The organism is Piscinibacterium candidicorallinum (genome assembly GCF_047549485.1).
Classification (GTDB): Bacteria; Pseudomonadota; Gammaproteobacteria; order Burkholderiales; family Burkholderiaceae_C; genus Piscinibacterium; species Piscinibacterium candidicorallinum.
Genome location: NZ_CP180191.1, coordinates 3,554,571 through 3,570,037, shown reverse-complemented (window position 1 = coordinate 3,570,037; position 15,467 = coordinate 3,554,571). Strand labels below are relative to the sequence as shown.

Here is a 15,467-nt window from a genome sequence, read left to right as displayed (position 1 = left end):
ATGAAGCTCAATACGCTCAGCCCTGCCGAGGGCTCCAAGAAGGAACGCCGTCGCGTTGGTCGTGGTATCGGCTCTGGTCTTGGCAAGACTGCGGGCCGCGGTCACAAAGGCCAGAAGTCTCGCGCCGGCGGTTTCCACAAAGTTGGTTTTGAAGGCGGTCAGATGCCGCTGCAGCGCCGTCTTCCGAAGCGCGGCTTCACCTCGTTGGACAAGCAGTTCGACGCCGAAGTGCGACTGTCGGATCTCGACAAGCTGCCCGTCGCCGAGGTCGATCTGTCCGTTCTCAAGCAGGCGGGCGTGGTGTCTCAACTGGCGCGCATGGCAAAGGTCATCGCAACAGGTTCGATCAGCAAGAAGGTCACGCTCAAGGGGCTGCTCGCCACCAAGGGCGCCCGGGCTGCGATTGAGGCTGCTGGCGGTTCGCTGGCCTGATTACTGAAACTCAAACTGCGCACCAGGAGCTGATTCCGCGTGGCAACCTCGAGTAGCACAACGCTCGCCAAGACCGGCCGCTTCGGAGATCTCCGCAAGCGGCTGCTGTTCCTCTTGGGTGCGCTGGTCGTCTATCGCATCGGGACACACATCCCGGTGCCTGGCATCGATCCGGACACCCTGCGCTCGCTCTTTGATCAACAAAAGGGCGGCATTCTTGGTTTGTTCAATCTGTTCTCGGGCGGCGCACTCTCGCGGTTCTCCGTTTTCGCGCTGGGGCTGATGCCCTACATCTCGGCGTCGATCATCATTCAGTTGATGTCCGCGATTTCTCCGACGCTTGAGCAGTTGAAGAAAGAGGGCGAAGCCGGTCGGCGCAAGCTCACGCAGTACACGAGATATCTGACGCTCGCGCTGGGCTTGTTTCAGGCGATCGGAATTTCGCTGGCGCTGGAAGCTCAGGCAGGCTTGGTTATTGACCCAGGCTTCATGTTCCGTCTGACCTGTGTTGTGTCGCTGCTCACAGGAACGATGTTCCTGATGTGGCTGGGTGAACAGATCACAGAGCGTGGTCTCGGCAACGGGATCTCGATTCTGATCACCGCCGGTATCGTTGCGGGGCTACCTGGTGCGCTGGCGCAGTTCTTCGAGCTCATCAACAAGGGCTCGCTGAATATCTTTGTCGCGCTGTTCATCATTGCCCTCGTGGTCGTGGTGACGGCTCTGGTCGTTTTTGTCGAGAAGGGCCAGCGCCGCATACTGGTCAACTACGCAAAGCGTCAGGTGGGGAACAAGGTCTACGGTGGCCAGTCATCACACTTGCCGCTGAAGCTCAACATGTCCGGCGTGATTCCGCCCATCTTTGCGTCGTCGATCATTCTCTTTCCGGCCACCCTGACGAGCTGGTTTGTGTCCGGGGGCGAAACCGGCCGGTTCCTCAAGGATCTCGCTGCGTCCTTGTCCCCGGGGCAGCCGCTATACATATCGTTGTATGCGGCAATGATTGTGTTCTTCTGCTTCTTCTACACCGCGCTGGTTTTCAATAGCCGAGAGACTGCGGACAATCTGAAGAAGAGCGGTGCGTTCGTTCCTGGCATTCGGCCGGGGGACCAGACGGCTCGATACATCGACAAGATTCTTATGCGCCTGACGTTGGTTGGCGCGGTCTATATCACCGCCGTGTGCTTGATTCCTGAGTTCTTGCACATGCGGTTTTCGGTTCCCTTCTACTTCGGTGGCACGTCGCTACTGATCATTGTGGTCGTCACCATGGATTTCATGGCCGCTGTTCAGGCGTACATCATGAGCCATCAGTACGAGTCGCTGCTGAAGAAAGCGAACTTCAAGGGAATGAATCTGCCGGTGCGCTGAGTATCGGTGGGCCAAGATCGGTACCAGGAATTTGAGGAGATCGTTGAAGATCTCCTGGATGCCCCTCTAGGACGGAGTTCCACAGGACACCGACTGGACGAGGCAAGCAGGGGGCAAGGTAGGGGCTTAAGCGCTCCCCCCGAGTCCGGAAGCAAGGTCAGAGTGAGGCTCACGCCCGATGACCTGTGCGAAGCGCGGAGAGTAATCCGCGCCAATTGGGTCATTGAAGGTTTCGGAGAAACGTCATGAAAGTGCTCGCTTCTGTAAAGCGGATCTGCCGTAAGTGCAAGATCATCAAGCGCAATGGTGTGGTTCGTGTGATCTGCTCGGATCCGCGTCACAAGCAGCGCCAAGGTTAATTTAGGGGTTCCAAATGGCTCGTATTGCCGGTATCAACATCCCGAACCATCAACATACCGAGATCGGCCTCACGGCGATTTACGGTATCGGTCGTCCTCGCGCGCGAAAGATTTGCGAAGCTGCGGGTGTGCCGTTCAGCAAGAAGGTGAAAGACCTGACCGACGCTGATCTGGAACGCCTGCGTGATGAAGTGGGCAAGTTCACGACTGAAGGTGACCTGCGCCGCGAAGTGCAGCTGTCCATCAAGCGTTTGATCGACATGGGCTCTTATCGTGGCATGCGCCACCGCAAGGGACTCCCCGTTCGTGGTCAGCGTACGCGTACCAATGCCCGCACTCGCAAGGGTCCGCGCAAGGCTGGCGTTGCACTGAAGAAGTAAGCATGACGGAGCGCTTCGGCGCTCCCAACGCGCATCTGATCAAGGTTTAAACATGGCCAAGTCTCCCTCGCAAAGCAACGCCCAGCGCGCTCGCAAGAAGGTCCGCAAGCAAGTGACCGACGGCATTGCGCACGTGCACGCGTCGTTCAACAACACCATCATCACGATTACCGATCGCCAGGGCAATGCGCTCTCATGGGGTACGGCGGGTGGTGCGGGCTTCAAGGGCTCTCGCAAGTCCACGCCGTTCGCAGCGCAAGTCGCTGCCGAGACGGCCGGCCGCGCTGCGCTTGAGTATGGTCTGAAGACCGTAGAAGTGCGCATCACTGGCCCCGGCCCCGGCCGCGAATCCTCTGTACGCGCGCTCAACGCAGTGGGTATTCGCGTGACATCCATTCAGGACATCACGCCGATCCCCCACAACGGTTGCCGCCCTCCGAAGCGCCGTCGTATCTGACGCGCTCGTCCTGATGTTGAATGAGCGGGCCTTCGAGTCCGCTCTTCCCCTTGGTCCGGCAGGGGCCGATTCAGCATGGTGCTGAGTCGAAGTAAACAAGCCGGACTCGTCACGCAGCAGGCGTGTACGAATACCTGAAAAGGAAGTTCTCCATGGCACGCTATCTCGGCCCCAAGCTGAAGCTCTCCCGTCGCGAGGGCACTGACCTCTATCTCAAGAGCGCGCGTCGCGCTGTTGATTCCAAGTGCAAGCTTGATTCGAAGCCCGGTCAACACGGTCGCACCTCCGGTGCTCGCACCTCGGACTACGGCACACAGCTGCGCGAAAAGCAGAAGGTCAAGCGCATGTATGGCGTTCTCGAACGCCAGTTCCGCCGCTATTTCGAAGAGGCTGATCGCCGCAAGGGCAATACAGGTGAGAACCTGATCGCCCTGTTGGAGTGCCGTCTGGACAACGTCGTGTACCGCATGGGTTTTGGTTCGACTCGCGCCGAGGCTCGTCAACTTGTCAGCCACAAGGCCATTCTTGTCAACGGCCAGCCCGTGAACATTCCGTCATACAGCGTGAAGGCTGGCGACGTGGTCGCCATCCGCGACAAGTCCAAGAAGCAGACCCGTGTGATCGATAGTCTCCAGCTCCTGGCACAGTCCGGCTTTCCGGGCTGGGTGTCTGTGGATGCCACCAAGATGGAAGGCGTCTTCAAGCAGGTCCCGGATCGTGCGGATGTCGCCCAGGACATCAACGAAAGCATGATCGTCGAGTTGTACTCGCGCTGATTCAGACCCGGTTTTCTCGCTCGCCCTGCACTCGCGGCTTCCGAAGCCCCGAGTGCCTTGGCGGGCAATGACTTTTTCAAGAATGCATTCGCAAGTGCATTGAAAGGAAAATCGCATGGCCAATACCCCGATTCTCAAGCCGCGCAGCATCGAAGTGGAATCCGTCGGGCCTTTCTCAGCGAAGGTCACGATGGAGCCGTTCGAGCGCGGCTATGGCCACACCCTGGGCAACGCGCTGCGCCGAGTGCTGCTGTCCTCCATGGTCGGTTATGCGCCGACCGAAGTCTCGATCGCCGGCGTCGTTCACGAGTACTCGACGCTGGATGGCGTGCAGGAAGACGTCGTAGACATCCTGCTCAACCTCAAGGGTGTGGTGTTCAAGCTCCACAACCGCGACGAAGCCACCGTCACGCTGCGCAAGTCTGGTGAAGGCCCCGTGCTGGCCTCCGATATCGAACTGTCGCATGACGTCGAGATCGTGAACCCCGAGCATCTGATCGCCCATCTGGCCGGCGGCAAGCTGGAAATGCAGATCAAGGTGGAGAAGGGCCGCGGCTTCGTGCCTGGCAACGTCCGCGCGTTTGCAGACGACCACAGCAAGACCATCGGACGCATCGTGATGGATGCATCCTTCTCGCCGGTTCGGCGTGTGAGCTATGCCGTCGAGAGCGCACGCGTCGAACAGCGCACCGATCTGGACAAGCTGGTGCTGACCATCGATACCAACGGCGCCATCTCCCCGGAAGAGGCGGTGCGCCAGTCGTCGCGTATCCTGGTCGAGCAGCTTGCCGTGTTCGCCGCACTGGAAGGCCAGACCGAAGCGATCCTTGCGGAAGCTGCACCCATCGTGCGTGGCGCCACGAGCAGCTCGCCGTCCGTGGATCCGATCCTCATGCGTCCGGTGGACGATCTTGAGCTGACGGTTCGTTCCGCGAACTGCCTGAAGGCCGAAAACATCTACTACATTGGCGATCTGATTCAGCGCACCGAGAACGAGCTGCTCAAGACGCCGAACCTGGGACGCAAGTCTCTCAATGAAATCAAGGAAGTGCTTGCTGCCCGTGGTCTGACCCTGGGCATGAAGCTCGAGAACTGGCCGCCCGCCGGCCTCGACCGCAACTAAGTACTCCCGACAGAACCGCGGTGCGGAGGAGACACCTCACCGCCGCGGCTGAACCAAGGCACAGACCCGAGGCAGCCGCAAAGCACGACCCACTGCTCCGCGCCCCGCATGGGCGATAGAAGAAGCAGCCCATCAAGACTCAACGAAAGGATTCATCATGCGTCACGGCCACGGCCTGCGGAAACTGAACCGCACCTCCTCGCATCGCCTCGCGATGCTCCGAAATCTGTCCAACGCCCTCATCAAGCACGAAGTCATCAAGACGACGCTGCCGAAGGCCAAGGAACTGCGTCGCGTCGTCGAACCGCTGATCACGACCGCAAAGACTGACACGCTGGCCAACAAGCGCCTTGCCTTCAACCGCCTGCGCGACCGCGACAACGTGCTGAAGCTGTTTGCCGATCTCGGCCCGCGCTTCAAGAACCGTCCGGGTGGCTACGTTCGCATTCTGAAGTATGGCTTTCGCAAGGGCGACAACGCGCCCATGGCGCTGGTTGAGCTGGTGGATCGTCCGGAGACCACCGAGCCGATGCCCAGCGACGCCCCCGCACCGAAAGGCGAGTGAACCTCTCGACAGATAGACACTTGTCGATCACCAGTAAAAGGGCCGCACTGCGGCCCTTTTACTTTGCAACTGCCGGAACGTGCTCGCACCCGAGCGCTCAGCGGCCGGAGTGCTGAGCAGTTGGTTGCTCGCGTTGCTCAAGCACCGCTCGCAGCTCTTCAAGTTGGACGGGCTTGGTCATGAACCCATTCATACCTGCCGCCAGGCAGCGATCACGATCCTCCGGCAGGATGTTTGCGGTCAGCGCATAGATTGGCAGAGCGTCTCGCCCTGTAGCCGCCTCCCAACGGCGAATCTGCTGGGTCGCCTCGACACCGCCCATTTCGGGCATGTGCATGTCCATGAAGGCCAGCTCGAAGTGCTGATCGCAGCGCAACTTCACTGCGTCCGTGCCTGAGTCGACCAGCGTCGGTACGGCGCCGAGCTGCTTGAGCTGCTGCTCGATGATGAGTGCATTGATTGGGTTGTCTTCCGCGACCAGAACCCGCAGCGTCCTGCCATTACGCATCACCAGGGCTTGCCGCACGGCTTGCAACGGCGCCGCCGCCGCGGGCGCCGGATCGTCCGAATCACGCCGTTTGAGGCTGAGCTCAACCAGATCAGCGGGGTCGAGCGGTCGGATCAGCGTCGCCCACTGGTGCTCGCGTGCCTGCATGAGGAGTTCGTGCCCAAACTCGTCGGCATCCACCAGAACCACTCGCACGCAGGAGGGACTCAACGCGTTGTTCAAGGCCCGCAGCACGGCACCGACAGTCATGCCAGTTGTGCCCCGCGGCGAATCGATCACGAACATGTCCGTCTCAGCGCGCCCCCGTTGCTCGAGCAATGCCAGCGCCTCCTGAGCACCACTGCACGATCGCACCGCCAAACCGATCTGCGTGAGTTTCTTCGCGACGGGGCTATACCAACCATCGCTATGCAGCGACAGCACAATCGCGTTCCCGCGCAGCCTGTTTAGCCTTGGGTTCGGCGCAGGGCTGTGCTGGGCGACCAGTGGCAGCCAGACGCTGAACGTGCTACCCGAGAGCGGTGAGCTCTCCACCTCAATCCGCCCGCCCATTGCGCGGCAGATCAGCTCACAGATCGCCAAACCCAAGCCTGTGCCCCCGTAGCGGCGGGAAACCGTGTCATCCGCCTGCTCGAAAGGCGAGAAGATGCGCTGCAGTTTGTCGGCCGGAATCCCCACGCCCGTATCGCGCACGCTGAGCACAAGCTGACTGGGGCAGCCGGCTGCCGGCTCCAGTGACACGGCGACCTCGCCCTCGTCAGTGAACTTGAACGCATTCGACAGCAGGTTGGTCAGCACCTGCCGATATCGCTGACCGTCTCCCAGCACAAGCGGCGGGACATCACCCACCCAGACGCTGAAGCGCAGCTGCTTGGAGCCCGCCTGCGCAGCGAGCGTGCGGCACGTTTCGTAGGTCACACCCGCAATATCGAATCCCTCGCTTGCCAGCGTGAGCTTGCCCGACTCCAGCTTGGACAGATCCAGGATGTCGTTGATGACCGCGAGCAACGCGGTGGCAGAACGCCGAGCAAGGCCAAGGAACCGGGCCTGGTCCTCGGTGACCGGGTCGCGCAGCACGAAGTCGAGCAGGCCCACGATCCCGCTGGTCGGCGTGCGCAGCTCGTGGCTCATGTTCGCCACAAACCGGCTGCGCGCCTGGCTGGCGGCCTCGGCATCCTCCTTGGCCTTGATCAGCGCGGCGGAGGCGGCGCGTTGCTCGGTGATATCCGTCTGCACGGACACGAACTGCGTGACTCGCCCCGAGTCGTCGCGGATCGGATGCACATCGATCGCAGCCCAGTACGGCGCGCCCTGTTTGGTGTAGTTCAGAACCTCGACGGCAAACCCCTGGCCGGACCGCAGGCTGGCGCGCATGACAGCGACGGTTGCGGCATCGGTCCCTTCGCCCTGCAGCACGGCGCCGGGCGTGCGCCCTTGCATCTCTTCGAGGCTGAAGCCGGTCTGTTCCACAAACGCTGGATTGACCCAGGTCACGAGCCCGCGTGCATCGCTGATCACGATCGAATTCTTGGTGTGCGTGGCGACCAGCGCCAGCTGCTGCGCACGCAGCTCCGCCGCCTTCAGCAGAGTCACGTCCTGGCGCACGCTGACGGTCCCCTGGTTGCGCATGCGGAACTCGGAACGCTGCACCCAGCGACCGTCCTGCATCTGCTGCAGGATTGGCTGCCCGTCGGCGCGCCGGAACTGCGCTAGACGCTCCTCGAAGAAGCGGTCTTCGTTCTCTGCGATCACATCTGCACCGCGGCCTGCCGGGCTCTGCAGGGCTAGACGCAGCACGTCCTCGAAGCTGCGTGTGCGCAGCTGTGCAGGCGTAACGCCTACGCCCAGGCCCGCCGCGTATCGACCGTTGCACAGCACGAGCTGCTCGCGGCTGTCGTAGATCGCCAGGGCAATCTCCGCGGTCGACATGGCATCTTCTAGCGACTGTTGCGCGTTGACGGCGGCTTGTTGCGCTTTGGCCAACGCATTCGTGAAACGTCGGCGCTCAGTCACATCGGTCAGGACGTGCACCAGCCGCTTCGGCTCGTCGTCAGGGCCGGGAATGAGCTGCACCTCGTAGCGCACCCAGAAGGGCGTGCCGTCCGCGCGCTGCAGCAGCAGCTCGGCCTGCGCAGGCTCGGCCGCCTCGATGCGCTCGACGATCCACTGAAGACTCTCCGTGGAACCGTCTGCACCCACCAGCAGCTGGTGCAGGCGCTTGCCCAGAAGATCGGCGCCCGCATAGCCGCTCATCTGCTCCAGGCTCGGATTCACCCAGGTAACCCGCCCCTTTGCATCGCTGATGGCCATGCCGTTGCTGGTGACCTGCGCAACTGCGGCGAGCAGCCGGGCCTGCGCCTCTGCACGGCGCAGGTGGGTCACGTCGCTGCTGATGGTGATGGTGCCGCCATCCTCGGTGCGATAGTCGGCACGTTGCAGCCACTCGCCAGCGTCGGTCTGGATGAGCTTGGGCTGACCGTCTGCCCGGCGGAAGTCGGCGAGGCGGCGCGCTGCCCAGGTGGACAGCTCCCGCGGCATGCTGGCTGTGCCCGGCTCGGCACGCTCCACCACGTCCGTGACGATCTCCTCGATCGTCATACCCTCCAGTGTGTGGCCGGGGTAGGCAGGTACGAAGTCGCGGCGGTAGGCGGCGTTGCACAGGGCGAGGCGCTCATGCGCGTCAAAGATCGCCACCGAGATGTCCACGTGATCCAGCGCGGCGCGCAGGGTCTTGTCCAGCGCCTCGGCCTGGGCCCGCGTCTGCGCGAGCTCCTCGGACATCTGGCGTCGGTGCGTGACATCGCGCAGATTGCCGATCAGTCGCGTCACTGCCCCGGCTGCACTGCGCTGCGCCACACCCCGGCAGCGCAGCCAATGCCATCGTCCGGTCGGGTCCTGCTGCCGGTACTCGAAGTCCCAGCGGTCCAGATGCCCACCAAGCGCCTGGTCAATGGTGCTGCGGCAGGTGGCCAGATCATCGGCATGCAGCTCGCGGAACCAGCGATCCAGCGCCACTTCGGTTGGCCTGTAGGTGGCCATGCCGGATTCGCGCCCAAGGGGCACAGGTGGGTGCGAGAGGTGGATGGTGCGCGTTGCCGCGTCCACAACGAAGACCGACAGACCCGCGATGCCGATGATCTGCGTCAGATCATCGATGCTCAGCAATTCGGCGGGTTGATCGGAGGGAGGGTTCGGCATGAGCGGGCGAGTCGACCGGCAGGGCGATCGATTATGGGCTGCAAAGCCCCGCGCTCATAGCGCTTCCCCGCGGACCGGATGCCGCGTCGTTGACAAATTGAAGCATCCCGCTCTGCGACAATCCGCTCTGGCCGCCCGACGCGGCCAGCCGAGGAACCCGCCTCGGCCCTCAGGCGTCACAGTGAGCCCATGAACCGCTTCGCACCCGCTTCCCGCCCCGGTCTGACCGCCACGTTGCTGCGCATGATCGCTGCGCTGTTCTTCGCTGCCCTTGCCGCACTTACTGCCCTGACGCCGGCCGCAGCCAAAGACGACTTCCTCGAGCCCGAGAAGGCCTTCCAGTTCAGCGCGAAGGCGGTGGATGACCGCACCATCGAGGTGGCTTTCGACATCGCGGACGGCTACTACATGTACCGCGAGAAGTTCGCCTTCGCGGCAGAGCCTGCCAGCGTGCGCTTCGGGCCGGCGCAGATTCCGCCAGGCAAGATCAAGTTCGACGAAACCTTTCAGAAGGATGTTGAAAGCCATCGTGGCCGGCTGCGCATCCTGCTGCCGGTGGAGTCTGCAGACGGTGCCTTCACGCTGAAGGTGACGAGCCAGGGCTGCGCGGATGCCGGCCTGTGCTATCCGCCCATGGAGAGCACGGCCAAGCTCAGCATGACGGTTGCGGGTGCGCCGGGCGCCGCTGCGGTGGCCACGCCTGCCCTTGCAACGACAAACACAAGCGCGCCCGGCAACGCCGCGCCGCAGGGCGCCGTCGCTGCGGCTGAATCCCGCATCGAATCCGTGCTGGCGCAGCGCAACCTCTGGCTCGGGCTGCTGCTGTTCTTCGGCCTGGGCGTTGCACTGACCTTCACGCCCTGCGTGCTGCCGATGATCCCGATCCTGTCCTCGATCATCACGGGGCAGGGTGCGTCGCTCACCAAGGCGCGCGGCTTTGCACTGGCTGCTGCCTATGTGGCGGGCATGGCCATCATCTACACGGGCATGGGCGTGGCGGCAGGCCTTGCGGGCGAGGGTCTGGCGGCTTTCCTGCAGAAGCCGGCGGTGCTGTTCTCCTTTGCCGGGCTGCTGGTGCTGCTGAGCCTGTCGATGTTCGGCTTCTACGAACTGCAGCTGCCCGCCTTCCTGCGCGACCGGCTGGATGCCATGAGCAGCAAGCAGCGCGGCGGCCAGTTTGTGGGTGTGTTCATCATGGGCGCGCTGTCTGCGGTGATCGTCGGCCCCTGCGTGACGGCGCCGCTGGCCTCCACCCTGGTGTTCATCGCGCAGAGCAAGGACGCAGTCTTTGGCGGCGCCATGCTCTTTGCCATGGCCCTGGGCATGGGTGTGCCGCTGCTGCTGATCGGCCTGGGCGCGGGTGCGCTGCTGCCGCGCGCCGGCGGCTGGATGGAGGGCGTGAAGCGCTTCTTCGGTGTGCTGATCCTGGCCACGGCGCTCTGGATGATCAATCCGGTGATTCCGAGCTGGCTGGAGATGCTCGGCTGGGCCACGCTGCTGATCGTGAGTGCGGTGTACCTGCGGGTATTCGACCCGCTGCCCGAGGCGGCGTCTGGCTGGCGGCGCTTGTTCAAGGGCGTGGGCGTCGTGCTGCTGGCTGCCGGTGCGCTGCAGCTGATCGGCCTGGCCAGTGGCGGGCGTGAGGTGCTGCAACCGCTGGCACATTTGCGCGGCGCCGCCGCTGCACCGCCGGCGACTTCAGGCGCACCCACGGCACCGCAGGCTGCGGCCGGCCGTTCGATCAAGGACGAATTCGCCCGCGTGAAGACGACTGACGAGCTGGACGCTGCCATCGCAATGGCTTCTGCGCTGGGCAAGCCCGTGCTGCTGGACTTCTGGGCGGAGTGGTGCGTGTCCTGCAAGGAGATGGAGAAATTCACCTTCACGGACCCGGCGGTGGCCGCCAAGATGCGCGAGTTCACCTTGCTGCAGGTGGACGTGACCGCCAACAACGCCGATGACCGCGCCCTGCTCAAGCGCTTCGGCCTGTTCGGCCCGCCGGGCATCATCTTCTTCGCCAAGGACGGCCAGGAGATTCAGGGCAGCCGGGTCATCGGCTTCCAGAATGCAGAGCGATTCCTGGGTTCGCTGCAGCGCGCTAGTTAATTCATTTATTTTCGGCCATATTCATTTGACGTTTCATGATGGCTTAGAATGGCTAGTGGCAAGCGGAAAGTCACATTTGATCTGAAAGATAACGTCAATTTCGGCTAGATTTCATTGAATTGCCGTTTGCCAGTCGTCCGCCCCTGTCAAAATGTCCAAGACAAGACTTTGACGATTTGATGGTGCAGCGCTAGTCTGAGCGCATACGCGCATCGTCTGGCCCGCCGTCTGGCTGCAGCCGGTGACCCACAAGCGCGAAGCGGCCCGCCGCCTGGCGTGCGGGCGAACTCCTCCCTCAAGCCGCGGTGGGCCCATGCGCGCTCTGTCCATCTCCAAGCTGCGTGCCGCAGCGACTCTCGGTGCCGGCGGGCTCTTCAGCCCGGACTGGGCGCACGCTTCGGCGGGGCTTGGCACCTCGCCCGCCACCGCGCTGCTGCCCGACGGTGCGGCCTGGCTGCTTGCGGGCATGGCCGTGCTGGTCCTGTTCTATTGCCTCATGCGCGCGCCTTGGAAGGAGATTTCCGGTACCTCGGCAAGCCATGCCTGGCTGGTCGCCGCCATCGTGCTCGCGCTGGCCTGGCAGCTGCGCGTGCCCCTGCCCGGTGGCGCAGCCATCCACTTTCTTGGCGTGACGCTGATTGCGCTCATGTTCGGCCCACACCTCGGCACGCTGACCCTGGGCTTGGCTGCGGTGTTCAGTCTGTATCTGGGCGCGGGCAGTTTGGAGCGCTTTGGCCTGACCGTGCTGCTGGGCGCCGCCGGGCCCTGCTGGGCCATGCACAGTCTGCTGCGCGCCACGCAGCGCTATTTGCCGCAGCACCTCTTCGTGTATTTGCTGGTGATCGGTCTGTTTGGCAGTGCCCTGGTGCTCGGGCTGACGGCTGCGCTGCAGCTGGGTGTGTATGCCGCCTTGCAGGGCGGGCATAACGGTGAGGTGCTCATGCAGCAGGCTCTGCCCTACGCGCTGCTGCTTGCCTGGGGCGAGGCGCTTACGGTGGGCATGCTGGTCACGCTGTTTGTCATCTACAAGCCGCAGTGGATGCTGAGCTTCGATGACCGCATCTACTTGCAGCGCGCCGTCGCCCGAGGCGACGAAACCCGCTAGAAGCTGACGTCGATCACGTTGATCAGCGCCTCGACGAAGTCGCCCAGCCCGTCGATCTCGCGCGAGCGCTCGGCCCGGCTTGCACCGCTTCGCCATTGCCGCGGCCCATGGTGCCAGCGCTCGCCCAGGTCTTTCAGGTCCCGCCAGCGGCTGTCCAGAGACGGCATCTGTGCAAAGTCGCTGGCGCGGCGCCGTTCGCGCGTGGCCTTCATGCGTTCGGGCAGTGCCGCCAGCGCACCGGTCAGGTGCGTGGTGGCCAAGGTGCCGTTGCAATGGCCGCAGCGCATGTGCAGGCCGGGCGCGAGTGCGGCACCGCACTGGCCGCAATTGCCGGCCACGCGCCGCCCCTGCTGGCGCTGGGCAAGCTCGCGGCCCTGGCCCGGGCTCATGCGCAAGAGCAGATCGGCCAGCGCATCCACATCAAGGAGATACAGCGGGGTATTGCAGTAGCCGCACTGCGCGTGATCGCTTGCCTGCCCAGCGATGCTGCCGGGCACGTCCGCGCCGCAGTTGATGCACTCCAGTCCACCGTCATCGGATTGCGCAAGCCGATTCACATCGCGCACCAGCACAGGGCGCAGCACGCCCTTTTCGGCCAGATACAGCGCAAAGGTCTGCGCCTTGCCGTGACCGCCGGGGCAGTTGTATTGCAGGCTGCGGCCCGCCAGCGTGAGGTTGTGCACCAGCTTCATGCTGCGCGCGCAGGTCGGGCAGTCCAGATGCGGGCGCACGCCGTTGGCCGGGAGGGCGTGCGAGGCAGCGATTCGCTCCAGCAGGCGCAGCAGCCCTGCAGCGCTGAGCCGTTGAGACTCGTCATGGTCAAACCACACCAGGTGGCAGGGCAGGCAGAGGTCGATGTCGATCGGTACCTCGTAGTGCCCGGCCAGGCGCAACGATTGCATGCCCTGCTTGCAGCTCGGGCAGGGGCGGCGCAGCGCCTGGGCCAGCGGCGCGCCCGCGTCGAGGTCGTGCGCACTCATCGCCGGCTGCGGTCGATGTAGCGCTTGGCCGAGAAGAAGGCCAGCAGCACGACGGTTACTGCAGCCATCGCGCCGAGCATGATCCAGAAGCCGTCCGGATGCTTGGCACCCGGAATGTGTTCGAAGTTCATGCCGTACAGGCCGGCCATGAGATTGAGCGGAGCGATGATGACGGTGACCACGGTGAGGATCTGCACGATGCGGTTGGTTCTCTGAGCTTGCGCCGAGAAATTCAACTGCACCGCAGACTCCACCGTCTGCTCCAGCCGACGGGCATGGTTCAGCACGCGATGAATGTGCTCCATCACGTCATTGATGCGCACCAGCACGCTCTCGCGCTCTGCACAGGCCGGTGAATCGAGCACGCTGTCGCGGTACTCCTGCAGCGCGTCGTACTGCTCCTCGGACAAGGCTTCGAGCTTGCGCAGTTCGATGCGCGCATCCAGCAGGGCGCGCCAGTTCGAGAACGCCCGCCCCGGGGCGAGCAACTCGCGCTGCCAGTGATCCAGTCGCTCGGTGAGCGGCTGGCGTAGGGCCAGGTAGCTGTCCACCAGCGTGTTGATGAGGCGCAGCATGAGTTCATCGGGCCGCGCAGGCAGGCGGTTGCCGGTGGCCGCACCGTTGCCGGTCATGTCCTTCTTGCCGACGATCGCAAACAAGCGCTGCTTGAACTGGTCGATGGTGCGCGATTCGCTGCTGCGCACCGTCACCAGTGCGTGATCGAACAGGAAGAACGTGATCGGCCGCGTCTGCAGCGCGCCCAGCGTGAGCCCCCTGCCGGTCTGATCCCCCAGTGGCCCGGTGTCCGCAAAGCTGCCCTCGGCGCGCGGCACAGCGAGCTTGCGAAACACGATCATGTCGTAGCTGCTCGTGTCGTCGAAGTAGCTCGGATGCTGCAGGTTCAGCGCATCGATCGCGTGCTCCTCGAAGATCCACTCGCCGACCGCGGCGTGCACATCGGCCCGCCAGGCCTCCGGGTCCTCGGCGACTTCGTCGTGCGAGAAGTCGAGCCAGAGAAAGCCCGGTGCCGGCGGTACTTCGCCGTCGCGGCGCAGGCTGCCTTGCTGAAAGACCAGGCGCTCCATGCCTGCCCGGACCTCAGGCGTCTTGAGCGCGAAGCAGGCGCGCCGCGTCACGCGCGAAGTAGGTCAGGATGCCGTCTGCCCCCGCGCGCTTGAAGGCCAGCAGGCTCTCCATCATCACGGCGTCGTGGTCAAGCCAGCCATTTGCAGCCGCGGCCTTTAGCATCGCGTACTCCCCGCTGACCTGATAGGCGTAGGTGGGAAAGCGGAATTCATCCTTTACGCGGCGCACGATGTCGAGGTAGGGCATGCCGGGCTTGACCATCACCATGTCCGCGCCTTCGGCAATGTCCATGGCCACTTCGCGCAGGGCCTCGTCCGTGTTGGCCGGGTCCATCTGATAAGTCTTCTTGTTGCTCTTGCCCAGATTGCCGGCACTGCCCACCGCATCGCGGAACGGGCCGTAGAAGCTGCTCGCGTATTTGGCGGAGTAGGCCATGATGCGGGTATGGATGTGATTGCCGCCCTCCAGCGCAGCGCGCACGGCGCCGATGCGTCCGTCCTGCATGTCTGATGGCGCAACGATGTCCACGCCGGCCTCGGCCTGCAGCGCGGCCTGCTGCGCCAGAATCTTGACCGTTTCATCATTAAGCACATAGCCGGTGTCGTCGATCACGCCATCCTGACCGTGGCTGGTGTATGGGTCGAGCGCTACGTCGGTCAGCACGCCCAACTCGGGAAAGCGCTTCTTGAGCTCGCGCACGGCGCGCGGCACCAGGCCATCCGCATTCAGCGTTTCGCTGCCATGCAGATCTTTCAGCGCGGAATCGATCACAGGAAAGATCGCCAGCACCGGAATGCCGAGCCTCAGCGTGTCTTCCGCGATCGGCAGCAGGGTATCCACGCTGTAGCGCGACACCCCAGGCATGGAAGCAACGGCTTCCGTCACGCCCGTGCCCTCGCGGATGAACACGGGGTAGATCAGGTCGTCCGTTGTGAGGCGATGCTCACGCATCATCCGGCGTGAAAAATCATCGCGACGCATGCGGCGCGGGCGGTGTGCGGGAAAGTCGGCGGGTGTCATC

14 protein-coding genes are annotated in these 15,467 nt (G+C 63.6%); 10 read left to right on the top strand and 4 right to left on the bottom strand.

Annotation, left to right across the window (positions count from 1 at the left end):
* The 8 genes from rplO to rplQ all read left to right on the top strand — a co-directional run bounded on the left by rplO (position 1) and on the right by rplQ (position 5,463).
* Positions 1-432 carry a 50S ribosomal protein L15 gene (gene rplO, locus ACMDW7_RS16090; protein WP_377302627.1) on the top strand — a complete coding sequence of 144 codons (432 nt, stop codon included), beginning with the start codon at positions 1-3 and terminating at the stop codon, positions 430-432.
* Positions 433-471: 39 nt separating this feature from the next.
* On the top strand, positions 472-1,803 hold the full coding sequence (secY, locus tag ACMDW7_RS16085) for a preprotein translocase subunit SecY (protein ID WP_377302629.1): 1,332 nt from the start codon (positions 472-474) through the stop codon (positions 1,801-1,803).
* Positions 1,804-2,048: 245 nt separating this feature from the next.
* On the top strand, positions 2,049-2,162 hold the full coding sequence (gene rpmJ / locus ACMDW7_RS16080; RefSeq protein ID WP_054126393.1) for a 50S ribosomal protein L36: 114 nt from the start codon (positions 2,049-2,051) through the stop codon (positions 2,160-2,162).
* A gap of 14 nt (positions 2,163-2,176) precedes the next feature.
* Positions 2,177-2,542: a 30S ribosomal protein S13 gene (gene rpsM, locus ACMDW7_RS16075; RefSeq protein WP_377302632.1), complete on the top strand. Its 366-nt coding sequence runs from the start codon at positions 2,177-2,179 to the stop codon at positions 2,540-2,542.
* Positions 2,543-2,594: 52 nt separating this feature from the next.
* The gene (rpsK, locus tag ACMDW7_RS16070) at positions 2,595-2,999 is read left to right on the top strand and encodes a 30S ribosomal protein S11 (RefSeq protein ID WP_054126391.1); all 405 of its coding nucleotides are present in this window, start codon (positions 2,595-2,597) and stop codon (positions 2,997-2,999) included.
* A gap of 152 nt (positions 3,000-3,151) precedes the next feature.
* Complete coding sequence (gene rpsD / locus ACMDW7_RS16065) at positions 3,152-3,775, top strand: 30S ribosomal protein S4 (RefSeq protein ID WP_377302634.1); 624 nt, start codon at positions 3,152-3,154, stop codon at positions 3,773-3,775.
* Positions 3,776-3,890: 115 nt separating this feature from the next.
* Positions 3,891-4,898 (top strand): DNA-directed RNA polymerase subunit alpha, encoded by a 1,008-nt coding sequence (locus ACMDW7_RS16060; RefSeq protein WP_377302636.1) that lies wholly within the window; start codon positions 3,891-3,893, stop codon positions 4,896-4,898.
* Positions 4,899-5,055: 157 nt separating this feature from the next.
* Positions 5,056-5,463: a 50S ribosomal protein L17 gene (rplQ, locus tag ACMDW7_RS16055; protein ID WP_054126388.1), complete on the top strand. Its 408-nt coding sequence runs from the start codon at positions 5,056-5,058 to the stop codon at positions 5,461-5,463.
* 97 nt (positions 5,464-5,560) lie between these two features.
* Here the strand turns inward: rplQ and ACMDW7_RS16050 are convergent, their stop codons facing one another.
* A complete protein-coding gene (locus tag ACMDW7_RS16050; protein WP_377302639.1) occupies positions 5,561-9,169 on the bottom strand; it encodes a PAS domain-containing hybrid sensor histidine kinase/response regulator in 3,609 nt (1,202 codons plus the stop codon).
* Between the two features lie 189 nt (positions 9,170-9,358).
* On the opposite strand from ACMDW7_RS16050, the gene dsbD reads away from it, so the two are divergent.
* Together dsbD and ACMDW7_RS16040 are read left to right on the top strand one after the other, a co-directional pair.
* Positions 9,359-11,275 carry a protein-disulfide reductase DsbD gene (gene dsbD / locus ACMDW7_RS16045; protein ID WP_377302641.1) on the top strand — a complete coding sequence of 639 codons (1,917 nt, stop codon included), beginning with the start codon at positions 9,359-9,361 and terminating at the stop codon, positions 11,273-11,275.
* Between the two features lie 313 nt (positions 11,276-11,588).
* Positions 11,589-12,380: an energy-coupling factor ABC transporter permease gene (locus ACMDW7_RS16040; RefSeq protein WP_377302643.1), complete on the top strand. Its 792-nt coding sequence runs from the start codon at positions 11,589-11,591 to the stop codon at positions 12,378-12,380.
* On the opposite strand, the gene ACMDW7_RS16035 is transcribed toward ACMDW7_RS16040, so the two are convergent.
* Genes ACMDW7_RS16035 through hemB form a run of 3 tightly spaced genes read right to left on the bottom strand, consistent with a single transcriptional unit; the run spans position 12,377 to position 15,466 of the window.
* Positions 12,377-13,360, bottom strand: a complete 984-nt coding sequence (locus tag ACMDW7_RS16035) for a hypothetical protein (protein WP_377302645.1) — start codon at positions 13,358-13,360, stop codon at positions 12,377-12,379. The two genes, ACMDW7_RS16040 and ACMDW7_RS16035, sit on opposite strands and share 4 nt — an antisense overlap.
* Entirely contained in the window at positions 13,357-14,496 is a 1,140-nt protein-coding gene (locus tag ACMDW7_RS16030) for a magnesium transporter CorA family protein (RefSeq protein WP_377302647.1), read from the bottom strand. The genes ACMDW7_RS16035 and ACMDW7_RS16030 overlap by 4 nt, the downstream gene beginning before the upstream one ends.
* Positions 14,459-15,466 carry a porphobilinogen synthase gene (hemB, locus tag ACMDW7_RS16025; RefSeq protein WP_377302649.1) on the bottom strand — a complete coding sequence of 336 codons (1,008 nt, stop codon included), beginning with the start codon at positions 15,464-15,466 and terminating at the stop codon, positions 14,459-14,461. The genes ACMDW7_RS16030 and hemB overlap by 38 nt, the downstream gene beginning before the upstream one ends.
* Between the last annotated feature and the right edge of the window lies 1 nt (position 15,467).

Bases quoted from the DNA above. Each gene is read 5' to 3' on its own strand.
- rplO (WP_377302627.1), top strand. From the start codon at position 1: ATGAAGCTCAATACGCTCAGCCCTGCCGAGGGCTCCAAGAAGGAACGC.
- rpmJ (WP_054126393.1), top strand. From the start codon at position 2,049: ATGAAAGTGCTCGCTTCTGTAAAGCGGATCTGCCGTAAGTGCAAGATC.
- rpsM (WP_377302632.1), top strand. From the start codon at position 2,177: ATGGCTCGTATTGCCGGTATCAACATCCCGAACCATCAACATACCGAG.
- rpsK (WP_054126391.1), top strand. From the start codon at position 2,595: ATGGCCAAGTCTCCCTCGCAAAGCAACGCCCAGCGCGCTCGCAAGAAG.
- rpsD (WP_377302634.1), top strand. From the start codon at position 3,152: ATGGCACGCTATCTCGGCCCCAAGCTGAAGCTCTCCCGTCGCGAGGGC.
- ACMDW7_RS16060 (WP_377302636.1), top strand. From the start codon at position 3,891: ATGGCCAATACCCCGATTCTCAAGCCGCGCAGCATCGAAGTGGAATCC.
- rplQ (WP_054126388.1), top strand. From the start codon at position 5,056: ATGCGTCACGGCCACGGCCTGCGGAAACTGAACCGCACCTCCTCGCAT.
- ACMDW7_RS16050 (WP_377302639.1), bottom strand. From the start codon at position 9,169: ATGCCGAACCCTCCCTCCGATCAACCCGCCGAATTGCTGAGCATCGAT.
- dsbD (WP_377302641.1), top strand. From the start codon at position 9,359: ATGAACCGCTTCGCACCCGCTTCCCGCCCCGGTCTGACCGCCACGTTG.
- ACMDW7_RS16040 (WP_377302643.1), top strand. From the start codon at position 11,589: ATGCGCGCTCTGTCCATCTCCAAGCTGCGTGCCGCAGCGACTCTCGGT.
- ACMDW7_RS16035 (WP_377302645.1), bottom strand. From the start codon at position 13,360: ATGAGTGCGCACGACCTCGACGCGGGCGCGCCGCTGGCCCAGGCGCTG.
- hemB (WP_377302649.1), bottom strand. From the start codon at position 15,466: ATGACACCCGCCGACTTTCCCGCACACCGCCCGCGCCGCATGCGTCGC.